This window comes from Aliterella atlantica CENA595, assembly GCF_000952155.1.
In the GTDB taxonomy this organism is placed as follows: Bacteria; Cyanobacteriota; Cyanobacteriia; order Cyanobacteriales; family Chroococcidiopsidaceae; genus Aliterella; species Aliterella atlantica.
Map to the genome: position 1 here is coordinate 81,805 of NZ_JYON01000016.1, position 25,729 is coordinate 107,533.

General features: G+C 42.6%; 16 protein-coding genes and 1 pseudogene. 8 read left to right on the top strand and 9 right to left on the bottom strand.

What is annotated here, in order from left to right:
* Positions 1-71 precede the first annotated feature (71 nt).
* Positions 72-1,643: a response regulator gene (locus UH38_RS15415; RefSeq protein ID WP_052672403.1), complete on the bottom strand. Its 1,572-nt coding sequence runs from the start codon at positions 1,641-1,643 to the stop codon at positions 72-74.
* Positions 1,644-1,647: 4 nt separating this feature from the next.
* Entirely contained in the window at positions 1,648-4,611 is a 2,964-nt protein-coding gene (locus UH38_RS15420; protein ID WP_052672404.1) for an ATP-binding protein, read from the bottom strand.
* A 200-nt stretch (positions 4,612-4,811) separates the two neighbouring features.
* Between UH38_RS15420 and UH38_RS15425 the strand changes: the two genes are divergently transcribed.
* A complete protein-coding gene (locus UH38_RS15425) occupies positions 4,812-5,933 on the top strand; it encodes a histidine decarboxylase (RefSeq protein ID WP_045055559.1) in 1,122 nt (373 codons plus the stop codon).
* 25 nt (positions 5,934-5,958) lie between these two features.
* Entirely contained in the window at positions 5,959-6,765 is an 807-nt protein-coding gene (locus tag UH38_RS15430; RefSeq protein WP_045055560.1) for an SDR family NAD(P)-dependent oxidoreductase, read from the top strand.
* Positions 6,766-6,956: 191 nt separating this feature from the next.
* Here the strand turns inward: UH38_RS15430 and UH38_RS15435 are convergent, their stop codons facing one another.
* Complete coding sequence (locus UH38_RS15435; protein WP_045055561.1) at positions 6,957-7,454, bottom strand: 2TM domain-containing protein; 498 nt, start codon at positions 7,452-7,454, stop codon at positions 6,957-6,959.
* Between the two features lie 611 nt (positions 7,455-8,065).
* On the opposite strand from UH38_RS15435, the gene UH38_RS15440 reads away from it, so the two are divergent.
* Both UH38_RS15440 and UH38_RS27680 read left to right on the top strand, forming a co-directional pair.
* The gene (locus tag UH38_RS15440; RefSeq protein WP_052672405.1) at positions 8,066-9,037 is read left to right on the top strand and encodes a phytanoyl-CoA dioxygenase family protein; all 972 of its coding nucleotides are present in this window, start codon (positions 8,066-8,068) and stop codon (positions 9,035-9,037) included.
* Between the two features lie 34 nt (positions 9,038-9,071).
* Positions 9,072-9,422 (top strand): annotated as a pseudogene (locus UH38_RS27680) (four helix bundle protein).
* 54 nt (positions 9,423-9,476) lie between these two features.
* Here UH38_RS27680 and UH38_RS15450 read toward each other — a convergent pair.
* Both UH38_RS15450 and UH38_RS15455 read right to left on the bottom strand, forming a co-directional pair.
* Positions 9,477-12,593, bottom strand: coding sequence for an efflux RND transporter permease subunit (locus UH38_RS15450; protein ID WP_045055562.1), 3,117 nt, complete (start codon positions 12,591-12,593; stop codon positions 9,477-9,479).
* 126 nt (positions 12,594-12,719) lie between these two features.
* The gene (locus tag UH38_RS15455; protein WP_082065403.1) at positions 12,720-14,099 is read right to left on the bottom strand and encodes an efflux RND transporter periplasmic adaptor subunit; all 1,380 of its coding nucleotides are present in this window, start codon (positions 14,097-14,099) and stop codon (positions 12,720-12,722) included.
* Positions 14,100-14,642: 543 nt separating this feature from the next.
* Between UH38_RS15455 and UH38_RS15460 the strand changes: the two genes are divergently transcribed.
* From UH38_RS15460 to UH38_RS15475, 4 genes are all read left to right on the top strand, one after another.
* The gene (locus tag UH38_RS15460) at positions 14,643-14,858 is read left to right on the top strand and encodes a hypothetical protein (protein ID WP_045055563.1); all 216 of its coding nucleotides are present in this window, start codon (positions 14,643-14,645) and stop codon (positions 14,856-14,858) included.
* Between the two features lie 188 nt (positions 14,859-15,046).
* Positions 15,047-15,289 (top strand): ChaB family protein, encoded by a 243-nt coding sequence (locus tag UH38_RS15465; protein WP_045055564.1) that lies wholly within the window; start codon positions 15,047-15,049, stop codon positions 15,287-15,289.
* 448 nt (positions 15,290-15,737) lie between these two features.
* On the top strand, positions 15,738-18,149 hold the full coding sequence (gene glf, locus UH38_RS15470; RefSeq protein ID WP_045055565.1) for a UDP-galactopyranose mutase: 2,412 nt from the start codon (positions 15,738-15,740) through the stop codon (positions 18,147-18,149).
* A 317-nt stretch (positions 18,150-18,466) separates the two neighbouring features.
* Positions 18,467-20,632 (top strand): family 1 glycosylhydrolase, encoded by a 2,166-nt coding sequence (locus tag UH38_RS15475; RefSeq protein WP_045055566.1) that lies wholly within the window; start codon positions 18,467-18,469, stop codon positions 20,630-20,632.
* Here UH38_RS15475 and galK read toward each other — a convergent pair.
* Genes galK through UH38_RS15495 form a run of 4 tightly spaced genes read right to left on the bottom strand, consistent with a single transcriptional unit; the run spans position 20,629 to position 25,695 of the window.
* A complete protein-coding gene (gene galK / locus UH38_RS15480; RefSeq protein ID WP_045055567.1) occupies positions 20,629-21,678 on the bottom strand; it encodes a galactokinase in 1,050 nt (349 codons plus the stop codon). The two genes, UH38_RS15475 and galK, sit on opposite strands and share 4 nt — an antisense overlap.
* A gap of 3 nt (positions 21,679-21,681) precedes the next feature.
* Entirely contained in the window at positions 21,682-22,764 is a 1,083-nt protein-coding gene (locus tag UH38_RS15485) for a M24 family metallopeptidase (protein ID WP_045055568.1), read from the bottom strand.
* Complete coding sequence (gene galT, locus UH38_RS15490; protein WP_045055569.1) at positions 22,761-23,855, bottom strand: galactose-1-phosphate uridylyltransferase; 1,095 nt, start codon at positions 23,853-23,855, stop codon at positions 22,761-22,763. The genes UH38_RS15485 and galT overlap by 4 nt, the downstream gene beginning before the upstream one ends.
* Positions 23,788-25,695 carry a glycoside hydrolase family 2 protein gene (locus tag UH38_RS15495; RefSeq protein WP_082065404.1) on the bottom strand — a complete coding sequence of 636 codons (1,908 nt, stop codon included), beginning with the start codon at positions 25,693-25,695 and terminating at the stop codon, positions 23,788-23,790. The genes galT and UH38_RS15495 overlap by 68 nt, the downstream gene beginning before the upstream one ends.
* Positions 25,696-25,729 lie beyond the last annotated feature (34 nt).

Genomic DNA, 25,729 nt, shown 5'->3' on the forward strand with positions numbered 1-25,729 from the left:
CAGTGACCAGTGACCAGTGACCAGTTAAAGAATTATTAGTTTAGTTGCTGAACTGGTCGCTGTTTGCTTCTTTAAAGGGCAATCTCCTGGGGTTCGTCTACAGCACATGATAGGTGCTTGGAGATTGTTGATAGTAGACTTTCGGCTTTGATTGGCTTGCTCATATAGTCGGAAGAACCGACAACTTTGGCGCGGACGCGATCGATGATGTTGCTAGTTAAAATGACAATCGGTGTATTGCTAAAACTAGGAATCTTTCGCAAACGAGCGCAGATTTCGTAGCCGTTGAGATTGGGCATGACTAAATCTAAGAAGATTAAATCTGGCTTGCGATTTAATAATGTTGCTAGCGCCCTAAGCGGATCTTCGACGGCAATAAATTGATAGCCTGCCTCTGTGACAATCTTTTCCATCGTTTGACAAACCAAGCGACTGTCATCAATACAAGCTATTAATGGTTGCTCAAAGCTAAGTTGCGGTGTTGATGGGGGAGAAGCAATTAGACTTGGCAGGTCGACAATATCGACCAACTCCACTACGCCTGACTGAATATAAGGTAAGAGCGAAGAAGTAATTTCTATAACTTGGCGCTTCATAAGTACGGCTAAATCGCGCAGACTGTGCTGCCCGTTTAGTAATACTGTTAACTGACGATAGGCGGCGGCAGAAGTCTTTTGCTGTAAGTCTTCTGGGCGCTTGATAATTGGCGCTTGGTTAGGCGATATCTCGCTAAATTTAGCATTTTGCCAGACTTGCCAGCTTTTTCTAGCAGCCAAAGTCGCAACATCGGCATCGATTAATAGTAATTGCGCTGTTAAAGGTGCTTCTGGCTTAATTTGATAACTCGCTTGCCCCGCTTGCATACTGTCAAATAGCACTTCAGCAACAATTGCCCCGATTACTTGGCTTGCTTGTTCGCGGTTAATTAGCTCTTGCTTCAACCACAAATTTAGTGTTTGGTATTCCCAAGCCGAGCCGGAAAGCTCTGTAGGTAGATTTAACTTATCTAGTTTAATTTGCGGGCAATAAGTCGATACATTTCTCTGCCAGCGCCTCATCGGATGCGTGCCGCCTGTAGCGTACAAAATTCGCCCCAAATAAAAGTAAAATGACCATTCTTTAGGGTCGCCTTTGACTAATAATTGTCCTGTAAACTGCGATTGCTTAAGCGCGGCAAACTGATTGTCAAATACAGCAGTATTGATATATTTAGGTTTATTAGTTAGACTTTGGCGTAATTCCTCTAACTTTTTTTCTGATTGCCTGACATTGGCAGCTTGCCTTTCTAACCTTGTCGCGATCGCCGATAATAATTCACTAGCTGTAAAGGGTTTAGTTAAATAGTCATCTGCTCCTAATTGCATTCCTTGGCGCAAGTCACCTTTATCAGCTTTAGCAGTCAAAAAAATAAACGGAATTGTGGCTGTAATTGGCTCTTTTCGCAGTAATTTTAAAACTTCATAGCCATCGAGTTCTGGCATCATCACATCGCAAATAATTAAGTCAGGTTTGCGATCCCATGCCCAAGTAACGCCCACATGACCGTTTTCCGCGCCAATAGCATCGAACCCTTCAGCCTCTAACAAATCTAAAATATTCTCTCTAACTAACTGTTCGTCTTCAATTACTAAAATTTTTGTCATTGTCTTATATCGGTTGATTAAATGGAAGATTGACTGTAAAAGTTGTCCCTACTCCAACTTCACTTTCGACGGCAATTTTGCCTGCGTGTAAGTCTACTGACTTCTTGACAATTGCAAGCCCCAACCCCGTACCGGAGATCGTGCCTACATTGCTAGCGCGATGAAATGAGTCAAATAAATTAGGTAAATCGGCAGTAGGAATACCAATTCCAGCATCTCGAACGCGGAAAGTAAGTGTCTGCCCATCGCAAGTCAAATCAAACTTAACTGGGCTGCCTTGGGGAGAATATTTCACAGCGTTTGAAAGTAGATTGCTCAAAATATGTCGGAGCAATTTTTCATCTAAATAAGCATGGGGTAAGGCGAACTGGTTATCAAAAATAATTTGGCGATCGCGGTTGCTAATTTGAATTTCATCTACTAACTCATTGCAAAATTTAGTTAAATCTAATTGAAGTGGCTTAAACTCTAGTTTTCCCGCTTCTGCCTTGCCAATTAACAATACATCATTTAAAAGTTGGGTCATTTGTTTGACAGCAACTTGAATTCTAATTAAATGCTGCTGTTTCTTCTCTTCAGCCCATTTGTGTCCATACTTTTCTATTAACTCGGCTGAAGACAGAATTGTAGTTAATGGCGTGCGAAATTCGTGAGAAGTCATAGTCACAAAGCGTGACTTTAGTTCGCTTAGTTCCTTCTCTTTTACCAAAGCGTGGCGCATATCTGCTTCTGCTTGTTTGCGTTGGGTAATGTTGCGGACAATTGCCATTACTTCGTTTTCATTACTAACAACAACGCGTGCCTCATAATGGTGCGATCGCTCATCGAATGTTAAATGATGTTCAAAAATTTGCACTTCATTAGTAGAAAATGCTTTTTGAATGCAATTACGGGCGCAATGGGCTAATTCAGGCGGTAATACTTCTTCAATGTGTTTGCCTACAACCTTGCTGATCGGCAAAGGAAAATAATTTTTTGGGGCTTTGAGGCTAATAATAATTCCATCAACCCTAACGCGGAAAATAACATCAGGAATGGCATTAACTAAGGCGCGATTGATCGCTAGGCTAGAGCGCAATGATGCTTCCGATCGCTTGCGCTCGGTAATATCTCTTAAAATTGCTACATATTCGGGAAACTGTTGCGGCGATGGTTGAGAAAGAGTTAATTCTAAAATCCGGCTGCGAGCCAGTTTAAGGATCTGTTCGCTGCGATTTTCCCATTGCTGCGGCTGCCCTACTAAATTGGGGAAAAAATCATGCAGGTTTCGCCCAATTAAGTGCTGGAAACTTGTTTGAAAAAGCTCCTCTGCAGCGGGATTAATTTGGCGAATAATCCCACTTGCTTCTAGAACTAAAATGGTGTCGGGAATTGTATCTAGAGCAGCAGTTAATAAATTTTTTGCTTCCAGCCGAGCTTTATCAATAGCGGCAATTTGGGGTAATGTCGTCCAGCAAGCGATCGCCATTGCCACAAAAGACAGCGTTACTAGCAAAATTATTAAAAGATTGATCCGCTTTTGATCGATGGTGTTATTCAACTGGCTGCTAATCAACCAGCCGATAGTAGTAGCGCTACATACCAAGATAATCAAAACAATTGCTTGCAGCGCGACAACATCTTTGAACTTATTTCCCCAAAAGTCGAAGCGCAGATTGAGCCACCACTGAGGTTGAAATGGGGGAAATTTTAGTTGCCGGATGGCAGCATCGCTAACTAATATAACTACTGGAAATAACATCCCACCGACTAAATCGCGCCAATCCCAAGCTAAACCGCCGACGACAAAGACAACTGCCTCTAATAGCAAAAAAGCTAGTGACAACTCAGCGAATCGGGCTGCTTTTGAAGTTCGATGCAACCACAATCCTAAATGCAGCCCCATAATCGAAATCAAGTAACTCGTGCCTGCTACTAAGACAATTTGAGTTAGATCGCCCCAAGCCAAACACAGCAAGCTAATAAGCAATGTAAAAGCTAACGCTGGTGCTAGCACTCCTTGAGGAGAAACAACCGTAAATACAGGCGCTAGCTGCTTATCTAGAGCAAGTTGGTACAAAATGCGCGGCGAGTTAGCAACGGCAGTAGCGCAACTGAGCAAACAGGAAAAAGAAATTAATAGCGTGACGAGAAACGAAGCTGCATTGCCCCAAAAAGGTTGAGACGCTTGAAATAAATTTAAAAATGTGTTGTCAGAAGTTGAATTAGGAGCTAAAGATAGCAGTACCCAAGAACCGCCCAGAAATACTAGGGGAATTAGCCAAGCAGCCACAGTCAAAAACTGCAATGTCTTATCGGGGCGTTGGCTATCGCCGACAAAAGAAGACGCAGTTTCGCAAGCATAAACTGAATAGGTGGCAACAAAGAACCATTTTGCCCACGTGCCAAAGCTAAGATGCTCGGTATTAGGTACAGGAACGATCGCATTGATAGCTACCCACCCCATACCTTGCAAGCAAAATGCTAAGACAAACGCGATCGCCGGAATCAGAAAAAATAAATGTAATATTGCTAAAGCCCGACTGCCGCTAAACGCCACAATAAAAGCGATCGCCGTAAACCCGATTTTGAGTAAAGTTTCTGGGCAGCTAATGCCCAAGGGCGCTAAGTTTACTTTAATTAATTCAGTCAGAATAATTGCATATATTGCTGGCGCTGCTGCCCAACTAAAAAAGTAGGCGATCGCTACGTATCGCCCTAAGTTAGAACCTAATAGCCTTGCAGCGTAGTTAGGCGTTCCTCCAGCGATGTCTTGCCACTGCTTGCCTAGCTGTTGGACTTGCAGGTTGAGCATGACCGAAATAACTACCCCAGGCAACCAAACTAAAATAGCTTTGCTTCCTAGAGCCGCATGAATTGCGGGTGCTGTACCGATCCAGCCTACATGACCTGTTAGACCAAAGCCCCAAGTTTGAAGAGAACTTAAAGTTCTTGGCAGTAATGCGGAGGTGCGCTGATATTTATCCACATGAATTTAGGGCGTTTGCCTTTTTTCTCGAATTAAAAGTTATTGCTATTTAGATCGATACCTTAACTTTTGTTGCCAAACTACCGCATAAATACTGACATTATTGTTAAGCGATATTATTTATTCCGCGATGTCTCGGAAGCGTAATTATATTTTTTTCGTAAAGATTAGCCGTTAATACAATCTAGGCGAATAAAAATATGTTCTCTCAAAACATAGCCGACGAGCTATCAATTTTCCTGCAACAGTTAGAACAGCGAACGGCTCTCCACGCAGGCTATCCATACAATCTAAGTTGCGACTATAGTACGCTTACGAAATTTTTCAATTTTTTGCTAAATAATGCTGGAGATCCTTTTGTTGAGCCAGATTTTGGATTGCATTCGCGCCAATTTGAACAACAAGTTTTAGCATTTTTTGCCGACATTTATCGCATCGAACCAGAAAATTTTTGGGGTTACGTCACTTCAGGCGGTACGGAAGGAAACTTCTACGGCATTTTTTTAGGGAGAGAAGTATATCCCAACGGGGTTTTATACTCTAGCCAAGATTCCCATTATTCGATCGCCAAAGCCGCCAGGTTATATAGAATGGAACACTTGGTTACAGATTCGCAGTTCAATGGGGAAATGGATTACGAGCATTTTGAGCAACTAATTCGGGCAAGAAGCGATCGCCCAGCAATTATTTGTTTAAATATTGGGACTACAGTTAAAGGCGCTATTGATAATTTAGAGATTGTTGTTGATATTTTAAACAGAAATAAAATTCAAAATTATTACATCCACTGCGACGGAGCGCTGTCTGGGATGATGTTACCCTTTCTGAAAGGCGCTCCAGAAATTAACTTCAATCAACCTATTGATAGTGTTGCCATTTCGGCTAAATTTATTGGTTCTCCTTTGCCTTGCGGTGTTGTGTTAACCAAAAAGCACTATGTAGAAAAGGTAGAAACGCTGATTGAATACATAGGCTCTAAAGATACAACTATTCTCGGTTCTAGAAACGGTCACTCTTCTTTGATTTTGTGGCACGCTATTAAAACAAGAGGCTATAGTGGATTTGCTAGAGAAGCTGCTACTTGCATTGAAAATGCGCGATATCTTTACAAACAGCTTAAATTACGAAGATATCCCTGTCTTTTGAACGAATTTTCCAATACAGTAGTTTTTGCTAAACCTTCATTACAGTTAATCAAAAGATGGCAGCTAGCCGTTTTGGAAGATTGGGCGCATATTATAGTTATGCAAAACATAGATAAGCAAAAAATAGATAGTTTCCTAGACGAACTCGACGGGGTGCAAGGTTTGCAAGCTGGTTAGTAGTACAACATCAGGAGGCAAGTCAATGAGCGTTGCTTTTTCTCACAGTCGCTACGCATTAATTACAGGTGCATCTGGTGGTATTGGCTTAGAAATTGCTAAATTGTTTGCCCGCGATCGCTATAACTTAGTATTAGTGGCTAGAAGCCAACAGAAGCTAGCACAAGTAGCAGAGGAACTAAAGCAAGAATCTGGTATTGCTATCAAAATCATTGCTCTTGACTTAGCTTTACCCACATCCCCAGCAGAGATTTTTCAAGCAGTGCAGCAAGAAGCGATCGCTATTGATACTTTAGTTAATAATGCTGGATTTGCTACCTATGGCTTGTTCTCGGAAACTGACGTAGCCACAGAATTGCAAATGTTGCAAGTAAATGTAGTGGCGCTAACTCATTTAACTAAACTATTTGTCCCCGAAATGGTGAAGCGCAAAGCTGGAAAAGTTTTAAATATTGCTTCTACAGCCGCTTTCCAGCCAGGACCGTTGATGGCTGTTTATTATGCTAGCAAAGCTTACGTTTTATCTTTTTCTGAAGCACTTGCTAATGAATTGCAAGATTTTGGCATAACAGTGACGGCGCTATGTCCAGGACCAACAGCATCAGGCTTTCAAAAACGCGCTCGTATGGAAAAATCAAAGCTAGTGAGCAATCAAAAAACTATGGATGCTGCAACAGTCGCTCAAGCTGGCTATCGGGGGTTAATGCAAAATCAAACGGTTGTAGTTCCTGGTTGGAAAAATCAAATCCTAGCTGCATCGGTGAGATTTATGCCTAGAAATGCAGTTACAAACATAGTTAGGAATATGCAAAGCCAGAATCATAATTCGTAATTCGTAATTCGTAATTCGTAATTATCAGGGGACTAGGGGGATCTCAACAGTTACTAGCGATCGCGCGAAACTTTTTGTTGTATATCATTTGGGAGTCAGAATTGGTCGCACCTGTTAGGTGGCGCTATTCTAAGTGGAGTCAAATCTCCATTTGAAACCTGGTCACTGGTCACTGGTCACTGGTCACTGTTTTAGGCTTTGAGCCATTTGTCGATTTTGTCTACAAAAGTAGAAACTGACTGTTTGAGTTGATTTTGCCGATACCACTTTTGGAATGCTCTTTCGTAGTCATCGCCTTGGGATTGAAAAGTATTCCAGGCATCAAGACCAACTCCTAAACCCCAAAATAGGAGAATATATATCGACCAAGTAAGCTCTCCTGCGTTCGCTAAGTTTAGCAAGACGAAAAAAGAATTAGCGATCGCATAATTACCGAATCGCTTTTGCAATCTACTGCGACGGTACAAATTAAAGTCTTGACGCTGGCGGATGCTGCTTTGCTGCGATGACCACTCTTTTTCGGCAATTTGCAAGCATTCTGGCGTAATCTCTAATTCTTGGGCAATTTCTACAAGCTGCTCGTGAGAAAATTCCGTATCGTCAGCTTGACGAGCGATCGCAATTTGCAAAATTTGCTGAATATCTTCTTGATTATACGAGCGGGCGAGCTTACCTTCAGATACTTTCATAACTGCTGAGTTTTTGTTGGTAGCAATGCTATTTCTATTATGCCGATTTATTGCTACTACGTACTTGCCTGCACTGGAACTAGAGAAAATTTATCTTAGGAGATAATTTATATTTTCATCTTCCCTAAGAGATACTTAGTTTATTTACGTACTATTGCTAGTAAATGTATATATCGACGTATTTGATTGCAAACTATCAATTGCTGAAAAACATCTCTATTTTTTGTAAAGTCAAAAAGTAGCTAAATTTATTCAAGCAATTGTTGCTCAAGCGTTCGCAAAGCTGCTATTGCTTATACATCTTATATAATAATTAGTCAAATTTGTCAACAAATTATTCTTAAATAAAATATCTTTACAATTTAACTGTTTTGTTATTAAATATACAGAAGAATAGTTTTATTGCTAAAAGTTTGCGGTTTAATTAATGTTGGATAGAATATTAGTTGAGATATTAGCAATATTATAGTTTGTAATATAGTTTTAAAGTTAATCAATAACTTTAAACTAAAGGTATCTTGACGCAAAATAAATAGCATTAAATGCTTAATAAAAGCTGCTTGCTGGCAGCCAATGTCTTATTTTCGGTATCTATTTAAGGTTATTACAAAGTGGTAGCTATCAATAAAAAACAAACACAACCTTTATTTTATCGTGGGTTCTGGTCGCAAACTAAGTCAGTTCTCCAGCGTTATTATAAAAGGGCAGTTAAAAATCCTCAATGGCTGCTGATGTTTGTTATAGGTAGATTTAGGATGGTGCGATCGCTTGCAGCTTTTTTAGCTAAAAGTTCAGCATCAAGCTATAAAGTTGAAGAATCTATATTTGCAGATATAGATTTAGATACAGCAGTTAGAGCGCTAAAAGAAGATGGCTGTTATGCAGGAATTAAACTACCCGAAAGCGTACTGCAAGAAATAATAGAATATAGCCGAAGCTCACCATGTTACGGTGATGCAGAATACAATATGGGCTTTTTATATGCAGATAAAGTAGAGATAGAAGCCAACTACAAAAAGCAATTTGTCAGAGCAGATTATTTTAATGGACTATTAAATTGTCCGGCGATTAAAACAATAGCAAGCGATCCTAAATTATTGGCGATCGCATCTAAATATATGGGTGGCGATGCTGTAGTTAGTGGTAGCAGATTGTGGTGGTTATTTGTCAACGAAACAGACTACGACTTGAATAAAGGTGCTTACTTCTTCCACTACGATTTAGACGATTACCAGTGCTTAAAGATGTTTTTCTACATTACAGATGTGAGCTTATCTGATGGTCCTCACGTCTATGTCAGAGGCAGTCATATCAAGAAAAAGCTAAAGTATCTATTATCTCTATTTAAACTGCGTTCCGACCAGGAAATAATTGACTATTACGGAGAGGAAAATTTAATACCTATTTGTGGCAAAGCTGGATCTGGCTTTATAGAAGACGTGTATTGCTATCACAAAGCGACACCACCGCAAAAAAGCGATCGCTTAATGTTGCAAGTTCAATTTGCCCTCAACGATTATGGTAACTCCGGCGATTTTGTCAGTCCATCATTATTAAAAAACGCCCCTTGTAATAATTCGTAATTCGTAATTCGTAATTAAGGAACATCATTGATTTATGAATGCTCCAATTACTGACAGAACTAAAAAGTTTGCTGTCAGAATAGTTAAAGCTTGCGCTTTTTTAGACGAAAAACCTGGAGTAGCAAGAACTTTGAGCAAGCAACTTTTAAGGAGCGGTACTAGCATAGGTGCAAATGTCAGAGAAGCCTAGAGCGCGCAAAGCAACAAAGATTTTATTAGTAAGTTAGAAATAGCTTTAAAAGAGTGTCGTGAAAGTCAGTATTGGATTGAAGTTTTACTAGAGTCAGAAGTTGTGAAGCCTGAATTATTTCAAGCACTATTACAAGAAGCAAACGAAATAGGAAAAATCCTAGTCACTTCTACTCGTAAATTGAAACAGCAATAATCCATATTTAATTACGAATTATTCTCCAATCCATATTTAACTACGAATTACGAATTACGAATTACGAATTATTTTGTGTTGCCAGCGATTGCGGAGCGTGCCGATAATAATGTAAAGCACTGGAACTATAAACAAACTGAGGAAAGTAGAAACAACCATTCCGCCGAACACCGCCGTACCCAGAGAACGACGAGCGCCAGCCCCCGCGCCTTCAGCTATTAGTAAGGGAAAAATACCAAAAATAAAGGATAGCGCTGTCATCAAAATCGGGCGCAAACGCTCCTGGGAGGCTTCTACAGCGGCTTTGGTAATGGAGTAGCCTCGATCTCTAAGTTGATTGGCAAACTCTACAATCAAGATGGAATTTTTACTAGCCAAACCAATCAGCATGACTAAACCAATTTGGCAGTAAATATCATTAGGCAAACCGCGCAACAACTGCGCCAACAAAGCGCCTAAAATTGCCAAGGGTACAGCCATGAGGATGATAAAAGGATCGAAATAGCTTTCGTACTGAGCCGCTAAAACTAGAAATACAAACACAAAACCCAAACCAAAAATCAAGGGTGCAAGCCCCCCCGACTTAATTTCCTCCAAAGAAGAACCAGACCAACTGTAGTCCATTCCTGCAGGCAAATTTTCATCAGCTAATTGTGCCATCAAAGCGATCGCTTGTCCCGAACTAGAACCAGGTGCAGGCGAACCAGTAATTTGCGTAGAGCGAAATAAGTTGTAGTGATTGATAATTTGCGGTCCCACAGTGGGCGTAACCTTGACTAAATTGCTCAACGGGATCATCTGCGGATTGTCTGGATTTTGCGATCGCACGTACAACAGTTGAATATCTTCTGGTTTGGAGCGAAACTGCTCGTCTGCTTGCACGTACACGCGATAAGTGCGCTCGAACAAGTTAAAGTCATTGACATAAGCCGAGCCGAGGAAAGTTTGCAAGGTGTTAAATATGTCTTCTAAAGAAACTTGTAAAGCTTTTGCCCGATTGCGATCTACTTCGATTAGTAATTGCGGCGCGTTTACTGCAAAGGTGCTGTTGACGCGCACCAGTTTACCAGTTGCATTAGCTTTGCCAACCAAATCTTGAGTCGCCGCAGCTAAAGTTGATAAACCAGCACTAGCTCTATCTTGCAATTGAAAATCAAAACCACCTAAACTACTACCTACTTGTACTGGAGGCGGATTAATCGGCAAAACGATTGCCCCAGGAATAGATAAAAATGGACCTGTAAGCGCGGTAATAATTTCATCTACAGAACGCTCTCTTTGCGACCAAGTTTTGAGCGTAGTAAAAATTGTCCCGACATTAGCACCACCGCCACCAAAACTAAAGCTACCAACGGCAAAAGTACCTGTAACCTCTGGAACAGCTAATAGTTGCTTTTCCACATTTTGCATAATGTCGCTGGTGTACTCTAGGGAGACACCTTCAGGCGCTTGAATGATAGTAGCAAAGAAGCCTTGATCTTCATCAGGAACAAATCCACTAGGCACGATTTGAAATAAGAAAAACGTCGCCCCTAATAAGAGTGCAAATGCTAGCATTACCCAACCTTTAGCGCGGGTAACAAAGCGCAGACTGCGGGCATAAGCCCGACGGGTTTTATCTAACAGCCAATTGATGCCATTGAAAAAGAAGTTTTGCGGCTTTGCTTCTCTGCCTAATAACAGCGCTGCAAGTGCAGGCGTAAGCGTTAAGGCGTTAAAAGTAGATAAAACAATCGAAAAAGCGATCGTTAGAGCAAATTGTTGATAGAGTTCCCCTGTTACGCCTGGGAAGAATGCTACTGGGATAAACACCGCCATCAGCACTAAAGAAGTAGCAATTACAGCCCCCGTTACTTCTGCCATTGCTTCAGAAGCCGCCCGCAACGGGTTCATGCCTTTTTCTTCGATCAGGCGCGTAATATTTTCAATTACAACGATGCCATCATCTACTACAAGTCCCGTCGCCAGAATCAAACCAAACAAAGTCAAACTGTTGATGGAAAAGCCGAAAAACTTGATAAAAGCAAAAGTACCGATCAAAGAGACAGGAATCGTCACCGACGGAATTAAGGTACTGCGCCAATCTTGCAGAAATAGATAAATTACAAGTATGACTAGAACAATTGCGATCGCAAGTGTAATCAATACTTCTTTTACCGATTCTTCTACAGCTTCGGTAGTATCAAACGCAACTTGATACGAAAGCCCAGGCGGGAAGGTACGCGACAACCTTTGCATTTCTGCCTTGACTTCCCTCGCCACATCCAAGGCATTGCTGCCAACAAGTTGCCCAATACCTAAACCAACAGCCTCTTGACCGCTAAAACGTAGAAAACCGTTATAACTTTGCGCTCCAAGTTCTGCCCGTCCAACATCCTTGAGTTTAACTAAAGTGCCATCGTTGCCTGTTTTGAGGACAATATCGGCAAATTCTGCGGTATCTTTCAACCGACTGACAGCTTGCAAATTAATTTGGAACTGTTGTCCCTCTGGTGCTGGCTGCTGACCAATTTGCCCCGCCCCTACTTGTAAGTTTTGCTCTCTTAAAGCATCCACCACATCTTGAGCAGTCAAATTGCGACTTGCTAGCCGATTGGGATCTAGCCACAGCCGCATAGCATAGCGCCGTTCGCCAAAGATTTGCACGTTTCCCACACCTGGCAAACGTTTTAAGGCATCTACCAAATACAAATCAGCATAGTTGCTAATAAATAAGTTGTCATACTGCCCATCTTTGGCATATAAGCCTATCCCCAAAAGAATATTGCCCGATTCTTTAGCAACTGTTACGCCTGTTTGGTTTACTTCTGCTGGTAGTTGGGGAGAAGCAATAGAGACGCGGTTTTGCACGTCAACAGCCGCAATATCTTTATTTCGTCCTTGCTCAAACGTGACTGTAACGGTACTTACACCGTCGCTAGTGCTAGTAGAGGACAAATATTCCATCCCCTCAACACCGTTGATCTGCCTTTCTAGAACTGTCGTTACAGCACTTTCCACAACTTCCGCGCTTGCTCCGGTGTAGTTGGAAGTAACGGTAATTGTTGTTGGTGCTACATCTGGATAGTTTTCGACTGGTAGCGTTACTAAACTAACTGCCCCAATCAATATGATGATGAGAGAGCAGACAGTAGCAAAGATCGGGCGCTTGATGAAGAAATCAACAAACATTTAAAAATAGTTGTGAGTTTTAAGTTTTGAGTTGAACAATCGAGTTTTGATCCCCCTGTAGTCCTCCTTGTCTCTTTGTAATTACGAATTACGAATTACGAATTAGTAAAATTCTCCTTGTCTTTACTAGGACTCTGGAACTATAGGAGCGCCATTAGATAGCTTCTGAATACCAGATGTAACTATCTCATCTCCAGGTTTTAATCCTTCTAAGACTGGGTAGTTGTTGCCTTGAATTTCACCTAGTTTGACTGGTTTTTGCTGCGCTACCATTTGCGAGTTTTCGTTTTTTGCGGCAACGAAGACAAAATCTTGTCCGGCTATGCGCGAAATTGCTGTTGTGGGTACTAATACTCCTGGGCTTCTATCCCAAATTACTCTAGCGCGGATAAATTGATCTGCTCGTAGATTGCCTGAGTCATTTGCGTATGATGCTTTGACTAATACTGATTGGGTATCGTTGTTGACGTTGGGAGAGATAAAAAATACTCTGCTTGTGCCGACGACTTCACCTTGAGCATTTAGCAGTTCTACAGGCATACCCACGCGCAAGTCTGGGGCGCGTTCGATGGGGATGGCAATGTTTACTTCTAGATTTTGATTTTCTGTAAGGTTAGCTAAATTTGTTTCAGTTGTAACGCGATCGCCTATTTTGACAGGAATATTGCCTACAGTGCCGCCAAAAGGGGCTGTAACTCTGTAATACTGCAACTGGACTTGTTGCTCTTTGACATCTGCCAAAGATTGCTCGTATGTTTGCCTAGCTTGGGCGATCGCTGCTTGTTGGGCTTTGATTCTGGCATCAATTTGTCCTAAACTTGCCTGCGCTGCTCGCAGTCTATCTGTATATTCATCTAGCTGCTGCCTTGTTACTGCTCCTTCTCGATATAAGCTGGCATAGCGCTTGTATTGTTCTTGGCTAAAGCTTAAATTAGAGACGCTCGATTGCCTTTCTGCTTGCAAGGAGTTGAGGGTAGATCGTTGATTTTCAATTGCGGCTCTATTAGCATCAGCCGCAGCAGATGAACTTCTCACTGCTGCTTGTTGTTCGGCAGGATTTATCTGCATAATTGGCGCTCCAGCTTTAACAAACGTTCCTGGCTGAACGAATATTTCTTCTATCCGCCCATCAATCTGCGGCTGCAACGTGACAGATTTGCGCGATTGAATGCTAGCTACATAGTCAGAGGTTTGGGCAATTGTCCCCAATTGTACAGGTGCTACTACTACGGATACTCCTGGCGGTTGCCCTCCTGTTGCTCCTTCGCTTTGAGCGTTGCTATGCAACCAGCGCAAACCAATACCAGCACCAGCTAGTAATAAAATTGCACCTAAAATGCCTATCCAGGTACGCTTTTTGCTCGACGAGCGCTTTTTCTTGTCTGATATCTGTTCTATCTTTTCCTGCTTTTCGGGGCTGGCGATCGCAATTACTACGCGATCGTCTTCAATACTCTGCTCTAGTCTGGTTTCATCCTTGTTTTCACTAGAATCTGAATGTTGCATCTTCACATTGCCTAACCTTTTGACAATTTCCTTCCAGCTATGAGATCGAGGAGCAAAGTTATGACGATTCTTTTAATGATTAGTACGCTAAGTATAATCTATATTTATTTTGCTTTTAATCAAACTTTTGATTTTTAAAATGTATTATTCTAGCAGCTTGTCAAAAACTAAAAAATGTGTATATCTAGCTGCTACTCTCTAAGAGATAATTTTTGTAATTGAAATACTTTCTATTTTTAAAAGATTAGCAAGAAACTTAAAAATCAATAAATGTTAGTATTTTTACACCCTGTTTGTGAGAGAAAACACAATAGTTGCAGTTTACACTTGGTTCGGCTTGAAAACTACATCAATTATATGTAAATGAAATTTTAAAGATGGCTTTATAACAGTTTAATGTAGCGTTGGTTACATTATCTAATATTATTCTATGCTGTAGATAGAGCATTAGAGATGCTATAACTACCTTTAGGAGAGAAGATATTAAATTTTACTCATATACAATTGATGATATTTACAGTTAAATTGTATTAAGGTCAAGGTATGTTCAATATTGGCGATTATGTATTTAATCAGAAGACTGGTAACTTAGGTAAAGTCATTGGTTATGGACATCAAATCGTTGATAATGCTTATATGTCAACAGTTAAAGTTTTGGTAGATTATGCTATAAGTTCTCGCAAAAGAGGGATTGTAGAAGAGGATTTATTTGCAGTCTGGATTTCTTGGGAAGAAGCTCAAAAGGTGCGATCCAAATGATTTATTATAAGGCAGTAGCGAGAAGCAATAGCATTTAGTAACTCTTGTATCCGCAAATACCAAGAAAATTAATTTTAAGTAGTGCTTAAGACTTATTATTTTTTAGATTAGTCTAATAACTTAGAAAGAGGAAAGTCTGTAAATACTTTATTACATTGGTGCTTAGTTCAAACGATATAACTAGCTTTATGGCTCAGAATCAACCATCTGAATTACCTATAGATGTCGGACAACTCCCCGAACACGCTCAACAAATTTTTATGGCTGCTTTTAATAGCGCTAAAGAAGATGGAATGAGCGAAAAAGCAGCCCTTAGCGTCGGTTGGAATAGTATTGAGGACAGCTACGAAAGAACAAGTAGCGGCGAATGGAAGTTGAAACCAGAAGACACTAATATTCACAATAAATCTACTCAGTCTGGCGGCAACTAATTTATTAACTTGCATTAGATAAAGAGCTATTTTTACGAAATAGCTCTTTTTTATTCAAGTCTAAATAATACTTTTATCCTTAATGGTAGACAGTTGAGGTTAATAAACTATGTGTTTAAAGTTATCAACTGTTTTTACAAATCAATTATTCCTGTATGTATAATTATTTGTCTCTCTAGTGGAAGATGTAATCGTTGAATAGCGATCGCTATGCTTCATGATATGACTAATTTTTAGCAATAGTTAACTAAAAAATCTCACAATTAGCAGGAAACACATCTTTGTATGTCATAGCAATAAAAAATTACCTGCATAAATTACAGGTAGTTTTTTGATGGACTTATATTTTCATCGTATAAGTTCGATTAAAAACTACTGAACTTTTGCTGAAAAACATTAACAAAAACTCGTTAGCCTCGAACCAGAAAACAAATAGTTGAGTCAAAATATGCCGCAACAGAAAGCAAAAACAGACAATAATGGTAGTAACAAAGTTGAATTGGTGAAAATGTGTGAAGATAGCCTGATAGGGTTATCTGACTCATCACAATCCGCATTTAAGCAAAAAAATCAAGCAGCAACATTTATACAAACGCCAGATTTAGTTTGTTTATCTCATTTGCGGTGGAATTTTGTATTCCAAAGACCTCAACATTTACTTAGCCGTTGCGCTCAAGGAAGAAGAGTATTTTTTATTGAAGAACCGATCTTGAGCAACGATCCGGTAGGAAGACTCGATATTAGCCAGCACGAAAGCGGAGTTTGGGTAATTGTACCGCACCTAAATGAAGGGCTTAGTGAAGAAGCGATCGCCAGCGCCCAAAAGTTACTAATCGATGGCTTATTTGCCCAGTACCAAATCGAGCAGTATATCTGCTGGTACTACACGCCAATGGCATTATCGTTTACCGAGCATTTGCAACCATTAGCGATCGTGTACGATTGCATGGACGAACTATCTGCATTTAAAGGTGCATCGCCTACCCTCAAAAATAATGAAGCTGAGTTGTTTCGCCGTGCAGACTTAGTATTTACAGGTGGGCAAAGTCTGTATGAAGCCAAACGCGACTGTCATCCTAACGTTTACGCATTTCCTAGCAGTGTAGATGTAGCGCACTTTGCTCAAGCAAGAATCGCCCAAGAAGAACCAATAGATCAAGCAAGTATTCCCCATCCGCGTTTAGGCTTTTATGGTGTAATAGACGAGCGCATGGATCTGGAACTATTGGCTGGAATTGCTGCTGCTAGACCAGATTGGCACTTGGTAATGATTGGACCAGTAGTAAAAATCGATCCAGCAGAATTACCACAAAGCGAGAACATTCATTACCTCGGTAGTAAGGACTATCAAGAGCTACCAACATATTTAGCTGGATGGGATGCAGCCATGCTCCCATTTGCGCGTAACGAGTCAACCCGTTTTATTAGCCCAACTAAAACCCCTGAATACCTAGCTGCAGGTAAGCCTGTAGTATCTACCTCAATTCGCGATGTCGTGCGTCCCTACGGACAAGAGAACTTAGTAGCGATCGCTGACAATACTAGCGAGTTTGTCGCTGCGGCTGAAAAGCTGATTCAGGAAGACCTAACAGCATCGGGGTGGCGATCGCGCGTTGATGCTTTTTTAGAGCAGATTTCTTGGGATCGCAGTTGGGCATCAATGATGAAGTTAATTGAATCATCTTTAGCAACGCGCCAAGATAATATGCAATCGCCAACAATTGAGCCACCTAGCATTGTTACTAGAGAATATTTGTTCGACTACCTGATAGTAGGCGCGGGCTTTTCTGGCAGCGTCCTTGCTGAAAGACTAGCAAATCAGATGGGCAAAAAAGTGCTAATAGTTGATAAGCGATCGCATATTGGCGGTAATGCTTACGACCATTACGACAATGCAGGCATTCTCGTTCACAAATACGGTCCCCACATCTTCCATACCAACAGCCGCGAAGTCTTTGAATACTTATCGCAATTTACCGAATGGCGCAATTACCAACATCGCGTTTTAGCTAGTGTAGACGGTCAACTCGTACCCATTCCGATCAATCTCGACACCATTAACAAGCTGTACGGATTGTCGCTCAACTCATTCCAAGTCGAAGAATTTTTTGCATCTGTAGCCGAACCTAAAGACCAAATTCTAACTTCCGAGGATGTTGTTGTTAGCAAAGTTGGCAGGGAACTATACGAAAAGTTCTTTCGTGGCTACACGCGCAAGCAATGGGGACTAGATCCATCAGAGTTGGATAGATCGGTAACTGCACGCGTTCCTACTCGCACCAACCGCGACGATCGCTATTTTACCGATAGCTACCAAGCAATGCCTTTGCACGGTTATACGCGGATGTTCGAGAATATGCTGTCGCACCCGAATATCAAGATTATGCTCAATACTGATTATCGGGAGATTGAGAAGGCAATTTCTTGTCGGGAAACTATCTATTCGGGACCAGTTGATGAATTTTTTGATTTTCGCTATGGCAAGTTGCCCTATCGTTCGCTGGAGTTCAAGCACGAAACGCATAATACTTCGGTGCATCAAGTAGCGCCAGTCATTAACTATCCCAACGATCAACTTTACACTCGCGTTACTGAGTTCAAATACTTGACGGGGCAAGAACACAACAAAACCAGTATTGTGTATGAGTTTCCCCGCGCTGAAGGCGATCCTTACTATCCCGTACCTCGTGCTGAGAATGCTGAAATTTACAAGCAATATAAGGCTTTAGCTGACGATACGCCTAATGTGCATTTTGTCGGCAGGCTAGCAACTTATAAGTATTACAACATGGATCAAGTTGTCGCTCAGGCTTTGACTTTGTATAAGCAAGTTAGTAGCAAAGTGCTTGGGCGTGTGTAGAAAGAAGGGTGAAAGGGATTTGTGTTAACCCTTTCGCCTTTTTTTGTAAACGAGGATATGGATAGATTTTTTGTACGAACGCAGATGAACGCAGATGAACGCAGATAGGAAATTAGACTTCTTGCAAAAGTAGGCAACGCTCTGTAAATTAGCAATCCTATCTTTTTCCTCCTTGTCTCCCTTGTCCTCCTTGTCCATTAAACTATGGACTTATGCAAGAGGTCTATTCATACTGCGTTACTATGGGCGATCTTGAGCAGAACAAAATATTCTTTGAAGTTGGTTCCAGAATTTTAGATGTTTGCCAGCGGAGGCTCATGAGTTTGAAATCACTCCCTTTGGAAATCTGGGCTGGTGTAGAGTGTACTGTTAATCGAGTAGGTGATGAATATAGCGACCAGTTAGAACAAAACGGTCATGCTAATCGCCTAAAAGACTTAGATTTATTTGCCGAATTGGGAATAAGCGCTATACGTTACCCCGTATTGTGGGAGCGGACTGCTCCTAATAGCTTAGATGAACCTAATTGGTTATGGGCTGATGAAAGGTTGCATCGGCTTAAAGCACTTGGGATTCGCCCGATTGTCGGTTTAGTGCATCACGGTAGCGGTCCTAGATATACAAGTCTAGTCGATCCAGAATTTCCTGAAAAACTAGCTGCTTTTGCGCGGATGGTTGCCGATCGCTATCCTTGGATCGACTATTACACGCCTGTAAATGAACCTTTGACTACAGCTAGATTTAGCGGCTTGTACGGACACTGGTATCCTCACGGCAAAGATGACTTAACTTTCGCGCGGGCGTTGCTCAATCAGTGTCGGGCGATCGCTCTATCTATGCAAGCAATCCGAGAAATTAACCCCAACGCCCAACTGGTGCAAACTGACGATTTGGGGCAGATTTTTAGTACGCCGCTATTGGCATATCAAGCAGAATTAGAAAACGAACGTCGCTGGTTGAGCTTCGATCTATTGTGCGGACGTTTAAATCGCGATCGCCCGACATGGGATTACTTACTTTCGGCTGGCATTACAGAAGCCGAACTAAATTGGTTTTTGGATAATCCTTGCCCACCCGATATTATGGGGATTAATCATTACCTGACAAGCGATCGCTTTCTTGACGAACGTTTGGAGCGCTATCCAAAATCGGTTCATGGCGGTAACGCAAAACAAGCATACGCTGATGTAGAAGCTGTCAGAGTTTGCGCCCAAAATACAATGGGAGTAGGTAAATTGCTCCAAGCTGCGTGGCAGCGCTATAATTTGCCCTTGGCTGTAACTGAGGTACATCTTGGCTGCACCCGCGAAGAACAATTGCGGTGGTTGTATGAAGTGTGGCAGGCAGCAAACGAGCAAAAGCAAACAGGAGTAGATGTACGTGCTATAACTGCTTGGTCGCTATTAGGAGCCTACGATTGGAATAGCTTGCTTACTCGCTTTGATGGGTATTATGAACCAGGTGTATTCGATTTGCGATCGCCTCGTCCACGTCGTACAGCATTAGCACGAGCGATCGCTAATTTAGCCCAAGACATCGAACCAAACCATCCTTTACTAAATACACCTGGTTGGTGGCATAGAGAAGAACGGCTTTTGTATCCACCTGTAGGCGACATTTTAGAGCAAATACAAGCACCACCTACTCAACCACTTATTATCGTCGGAGCGACAGGAACGTTAGGACAAGCATTTGCCCGCGCCTGCACTGAAAGGGGAATTTTTCATTATCTGCTATCGCGCCAACAGATAGATATTACTAGCCCTGCATCTGTAGAAGCCGCACTAGGCGAGCTTAATCCTTGGGCAGTTATAAATGCTGCTGGATATGTCCGCGTAGACGATGCCGAACGCGAAGTAGATGCCTGTTTACTTGCAAATACAGAGGGTGCAGCAAATTTAGCGATCGCTTGTGTTAACCGAGAAATTGCCCTAATGACATTTTCCTCGGATTTAGTATTTGATGGTAGTGTAACTACTCCTTACACCGAAAGCGATCCTGTTGCTCCTCTAAACGTGTACGGGCGTAGTAAAGCGATCGCCGAAGAAAAAGTTCTATCAGCCAATCCTGCATCGTTAGTAGTCCGTACCAGTGCATTTTTCAGCCCTTGGGATGAATACAACTTCGTCACCTTAGCATTGCGCCAATTAGAAGCGGGAAATACTTTTATTGCGACAGATGATATCGTTTCACCTACATACGTTCCCGATTTAGTTAACGCTAGCTTAGACTTATTCATTGACGGCGAGTGTGGTTTGTGGCATTTAGCAAATCAAGGAGCGATCGCTTGGGCAGATTTAGCCAAATTAGCAGCAAAACAAGCTGGTATAAATAGCAGTAAAATAATCGCTTGTCACGCGCGAGAATTAGGACTTATAGCGCAACGTCCTACTTACAGCGTACTTGGCAGCAACCGAGGCTTATTAATGCCTTGCTTAGATGATGCGATCGCTCGTTACCTCCATCAAAAACAACCTCATTAAACCAATACCTTACCCGTGTATCCTAATTCGCCGTACTGTCTCAGTACATCAGTTGCGATCGCGCTTTCCCTTACCAAAGCAACGCAAGCACCACCAAAACCACCACCAGTAAGACGTGCGCCAAACACTCCTGGAATTTTTTGCAACAAATCCACCAACACATCTACTTCAGTTACAGAAACCTGATAATCATCGCGTTGACTAGCATGAGAAGCATTCATCAACTCACCAAAGCGCGTCACCGAAACTCCCCTCGCCGCCTCTAACACGCGATTGTTTTCCGTAATTACATGACGAGCGCGGCGACAAAGTGGTTCTGGTAAACTTAGGGCAACTTGAGGATCGGTAACATCCCGCAACGCTTTTACTCCCAAAAGTCGCGCCGCCTCTTCGCATTGCGCCCGCCGTTGATTGTAGCCGCTACCTGCTGCTAATTCGTGATGCACGCCACTATCAATAACTAAAATTTCCCCACCTGCTGGCAATTCCAGCGTGCGCCGTTCGAGGGTACGAGTGTCTAGAAATAGCATCGCATGAGTATCGGCAAGGCTAGATGCCATTTGATCCATAATGCCGCAATTTAAGCCTGCATACTGAATTTCAGCTTGTTGTCCGATTTGGGCAATTTGCACATCATCAATAGGCAAATTCAGCAGGCTGCGTAATCCTTTGAGCGTTGCTACTTCCAAAGCCGCGCTGCTAGATAAGCCCACACCAATCGGTACGGTAGATGTAACGTATATGTTTACAGGCGGGATTTTGTAACCTTGTTTTGCTAAAAGTTGGATGCAGCCAAATATATAACTAGCAAAACCTTGGGGAGTGCGATCGCTCGTTGCAACGCTAACCATTTCCTCTAGTTCTTGGGAATAAAAGTGGTGCTGGCTATCAGGGCTAAAACCTAGTTCTACCGTTGTGCGTTGAGGAATAGCGATCGGTAATACAAACCCATCATTATAATCAGTATGTTCGCCTAGCAAATTTACTCTTCCTGGTGCAGTAGCTTGGGTTTCGGGCTTTGTGCCAAATATCTCTTGAAAATCCATAAATTAACCAATTTCTAAAGGAACAGGGCGCAGTCTCCCTGCAATTTCTACACTCGGAAAACTTGGATCGAAAGTAAGATTTTCCAATTTGCCATCTTCTAGCAGCACGCAAGTATCCTCAACTTTTGCTCCTGGTAAACTTGGATTCCAAGCCATAGCCGTATTGGCGGTAATGGTATCAGTAGTATCAGGATTGGCAACAATTTCTCTAGCTAAATAGCCGCAAGTTCCGCCTTGATGGTGTTGGTAAATAGCTTGAGGATACCCATGTTGTTCGTAAGCTTGTTTCAATTGTTGGTAGACTGCATTCAGAGCTACGCCAGGTTTACACGAGTCCAAAGCTTGAGCTTCAATTTCCCGAACGTGCTGGTGCAATTGGGCATATTTGTCTTGCTTGCCAAAACATACAAACCTGGTGAGATTGGCATACAAGCCATATCCTCTAGCGCAAAATACCATCATCGCCACTTGAGAAATCGGCTCGCTACTAGGTGTCGCGTGGCGATATAGCGGTAAACGCCTTTCTCCTGCTACCAATGTCAAAGCTGGATGCAACCCCCGCGCCCACAATGCCTCAGCACCCGCCCCAGCTAGTTGGTATTCTGTCCATGTAGGTTTGGCGTTAGATAGTACCTCTGTCATTGCTGCGCTGGCTTTTTGCCCTACCTGACGATAGCGCTCTATTTCACTAGGCATCATTACCCGTTTGTAGTTTACAAGCAATTCAGGCAAAGGCGTTTCAGTAGTAGTTGGGCGATCGCTACATATTTTCCCGCCATTAGTAGCCTCACGTACAAATGCTTCGCGCGCAGCACTATCAGCCCAAGGATTGACGTGCAATTGAAATGCAGGTAATTCCTCATCCTGCAAGCGCTGGGCTTCAATTTCATCAGTTAATACCCAAGCATCAGCAGCAGTAACTAATACTTCTGCTACTCCTGTTTCTGCTGTCAGCAGCACAGCATTACTAGCACCCGCTGTTACCCAGGCAAACCAATCTATACCCTTAAAACGCACGCCGATAACATCGGCTGTAACTAAAAATTGACGAATTAACTCTAATTTGGCAGCAACTTCAGCATTCATAACTTTACAGGCGTTTCAATATTGACGACTACTGCTTGCAATTCCTTGGCTTTTTCTTCTGGGAGCGTGTCATTAGCAAACATTCCGGCTGCAAGTTCAGTTCCCGCTAGGTACTTGAGCCGATCTTTTGTCCGCAATGGCGGGTAAAATTCGGCGTGCAGTTGAAATTCTGGATGCGGTTTACTATCAATCGGCGCTTGAAACCAAGCCATCAAGTAAGGAAAAGGGCGATTCCACAAGCCGTCATATTTGAGAGTTACAGTTTTGAGCGCTTTGGCAAGGGCAAAACGTTGCTCTACACTAAGGTCGTTAAATGTGGCAACAGGCGCAATCGGTGCAATCCAGACTTCGTAAGGGTAACGGGCGCATACAGGTACAAAAGCGATCGCATATTCATCCAGGTAAATAACCCGTTCGCTTGCAGCTATTTCCTGTTGAATCAAATCTGGCAGCAAAGAACTATTATGCTGCTGGTAGTACGCCCGTTGACACTCCAGCATCCGCGCCGGAACTGGCGGTACAAAAGGATAAGAGTATATCTGCCCGTGAGGATGGTGTAAAGTCACCCCTACCTCTACGCCGCGATTTTCAAACGGCAAAACGTACTGAATTTGCGGCGGTGCTTTAGATGTGCGATCGCCCCATACTTGCAACAGTAAATCTAGTCTATCTACTTCCAACAAGCTAAGAGCAGTTTGCGGATCTTGAGTAAATACCACCACCTCACAAGTCCCGTTAGCTGGTAATGTCTCGACAATAGATGCAGGCGGATCGTGCGCCGCTATACTCATTGACGGAAAGCGGTTATCGAATACAGCTATGTCATAGCGCCCTTGGGGCAGTTCTGTTGGAAACTCTGGATCGCTAGTGGGTGCTAAAGGATTGTACTGAGGCGGAGGCATAAAAGTCCGCCCCTGACGGTGACTGGCATAAGCTACCCATTCACCCCGTAAAGGATGCCAGCGTAAATGTGGGTTTGCGGCGACTTTTTCATTACTAGGACTAGGGGCAACAATCCCCTCATCAATGGGGAAGCGACTGTATAGGGTCAGCTTGCGCCCATCCGGTTTTAATAGTTCCTGGGAATACATCTTCCTCCTCTCCTTTAGTTGCCTCGGCGATCGCCTCTATAGGAAACTTCGGCGTGCGATCGCTATACAATAAGCCATTAGCTTCCTGAAATGTATCGGTAAGCTGGGTATAACAAAAGCCGCTAAACATCTCGATTTTGTTGACTGCTCCTAGTAGTGCCTCATACCTCAGTTGTAGCTCGGAGATATCGGCAGAGCGTACGTAGCCCCAAGTTTTATCAACTGCGAGATTATCTAAAGGTCGGGCGTAAGCTATACCGCCAAACTCTGTTAGCATTACAGGTTGCCCGTGATGGGGGTAGCCATCAAGCGTCAAAACGCGCCCACCTGGACGCTGGCGATCGAATAAATCTGCTAGCTTTACATCTTGCCCGTAGCGTTTATATAACCGCTGCGGTTTGTTGTCGTAGTCGTGGATGGCAATAATATCTGTATCGGTACTTTCCCACCCATCGTTACTAATGACTAGCCTTGTGGGGTCTAAAGTTTTGGTTAAGTGATACAGAGCTAAAACATAATTGCGGTGCGCCGCTGTCTCAACTAAATTAGGCACTCCCCAAGATTCATTAAAGGGAACCCACACTACAATACAAGGATGGCTGGCATCGCGCTTAATTACCTCCGTCCACTCGCGGGTAATGCGCTCTACTGCTTTTGGCGTGAAGCGGTAAGCGCTGGGCATTTCCTCCCAGACTAACAATCCTAATACATCTGCCCAATATAAAAAGCGGGGGTCTTCAATTTTTTGATGCTTGCGGACGCCATTAAAGCCCATAGCTTTTACTAACTCGACATCGCGCCGCAAAGCTTCATTTGAGGGCGCAGTCATTAGGGTATCGCTCCAGTAACCTTGATCTAGAACTAGGCGTAAATAGTAAGGTCGCCCATTGAGCATAAAGCGATCGCGCTGTATTCCCACTGTCCGCATCGCAGTGTAGGAGCGGACTTCATCTAATAGTTGACAATTTTTGTCCCATAGTTGAATATGAGCATCAATTAGCGTTGGCTTTTCTGGCGACCACAATAATTCGTTGCGGTAATCGTCTATTCCTGGGTCAGATAAAGCGATCCGGCGGTGCAATTCTCCGTTAAATACATCGTAGCGATCGTTTACTAGCAATTGGTCGCCAACGCTGAGTTTAATATTGACTTGAATATCGTTTTGTTGTCCAGCGATAAAAGCTTCAAAACCAATTTCCCAGCGCTCGAAGTGGGGAGTCCAACAAATGCGATCTATATAAGTTTTCCCTACACGCTCTAGCCATACCGTCTGCCAAATTCCACTCGTGCGCGGATACCAAATACTATGAGTTTCTAGCTGCCAATCTTGTTTGCCGCGCGGTTTGGCTAAGTCTTGGGGGTCATCTTGCGCCCAGAGGGTAACGCGCTGCACGCCATTTTCGTTTAAGACAGCAGTAATATCAATCGTAAAAGGCGTATGTCCGCCTTCATGCACAGCTACAAACTGACCGTTTACCCACACGCGGGCGCAATAATCTACCGCGCCAAAGTGTAGCAGTACCCGATCTTCACCTTTAGTTAGTTCAAATTCGCGATCGTACCAGCAATTAGGATGAAAACCCGTGTCGCCAATTCCGCTTTTTGTTGATTCAGGCGCAAACGGGACTTCAATAGTACGATCCCACTGGAGAATATCTAAAGGTGAGGTACATTTTCCCTCATCGTCATAGGCGAACTTCCACAGACCATTAAGATTGAGCCAAGTAGAGCGTTGCAATTGCGGACGAGGATAGTCTGATGCTAGTCGAGGAACAATAGCTTTAGTTTCAGGTAGATGACATAAACTACCGCAAACAATTTCCGGTCTTGACGAGTTCATTAATATTTTTACCCTTCTTTTAGAACTCTTAGTT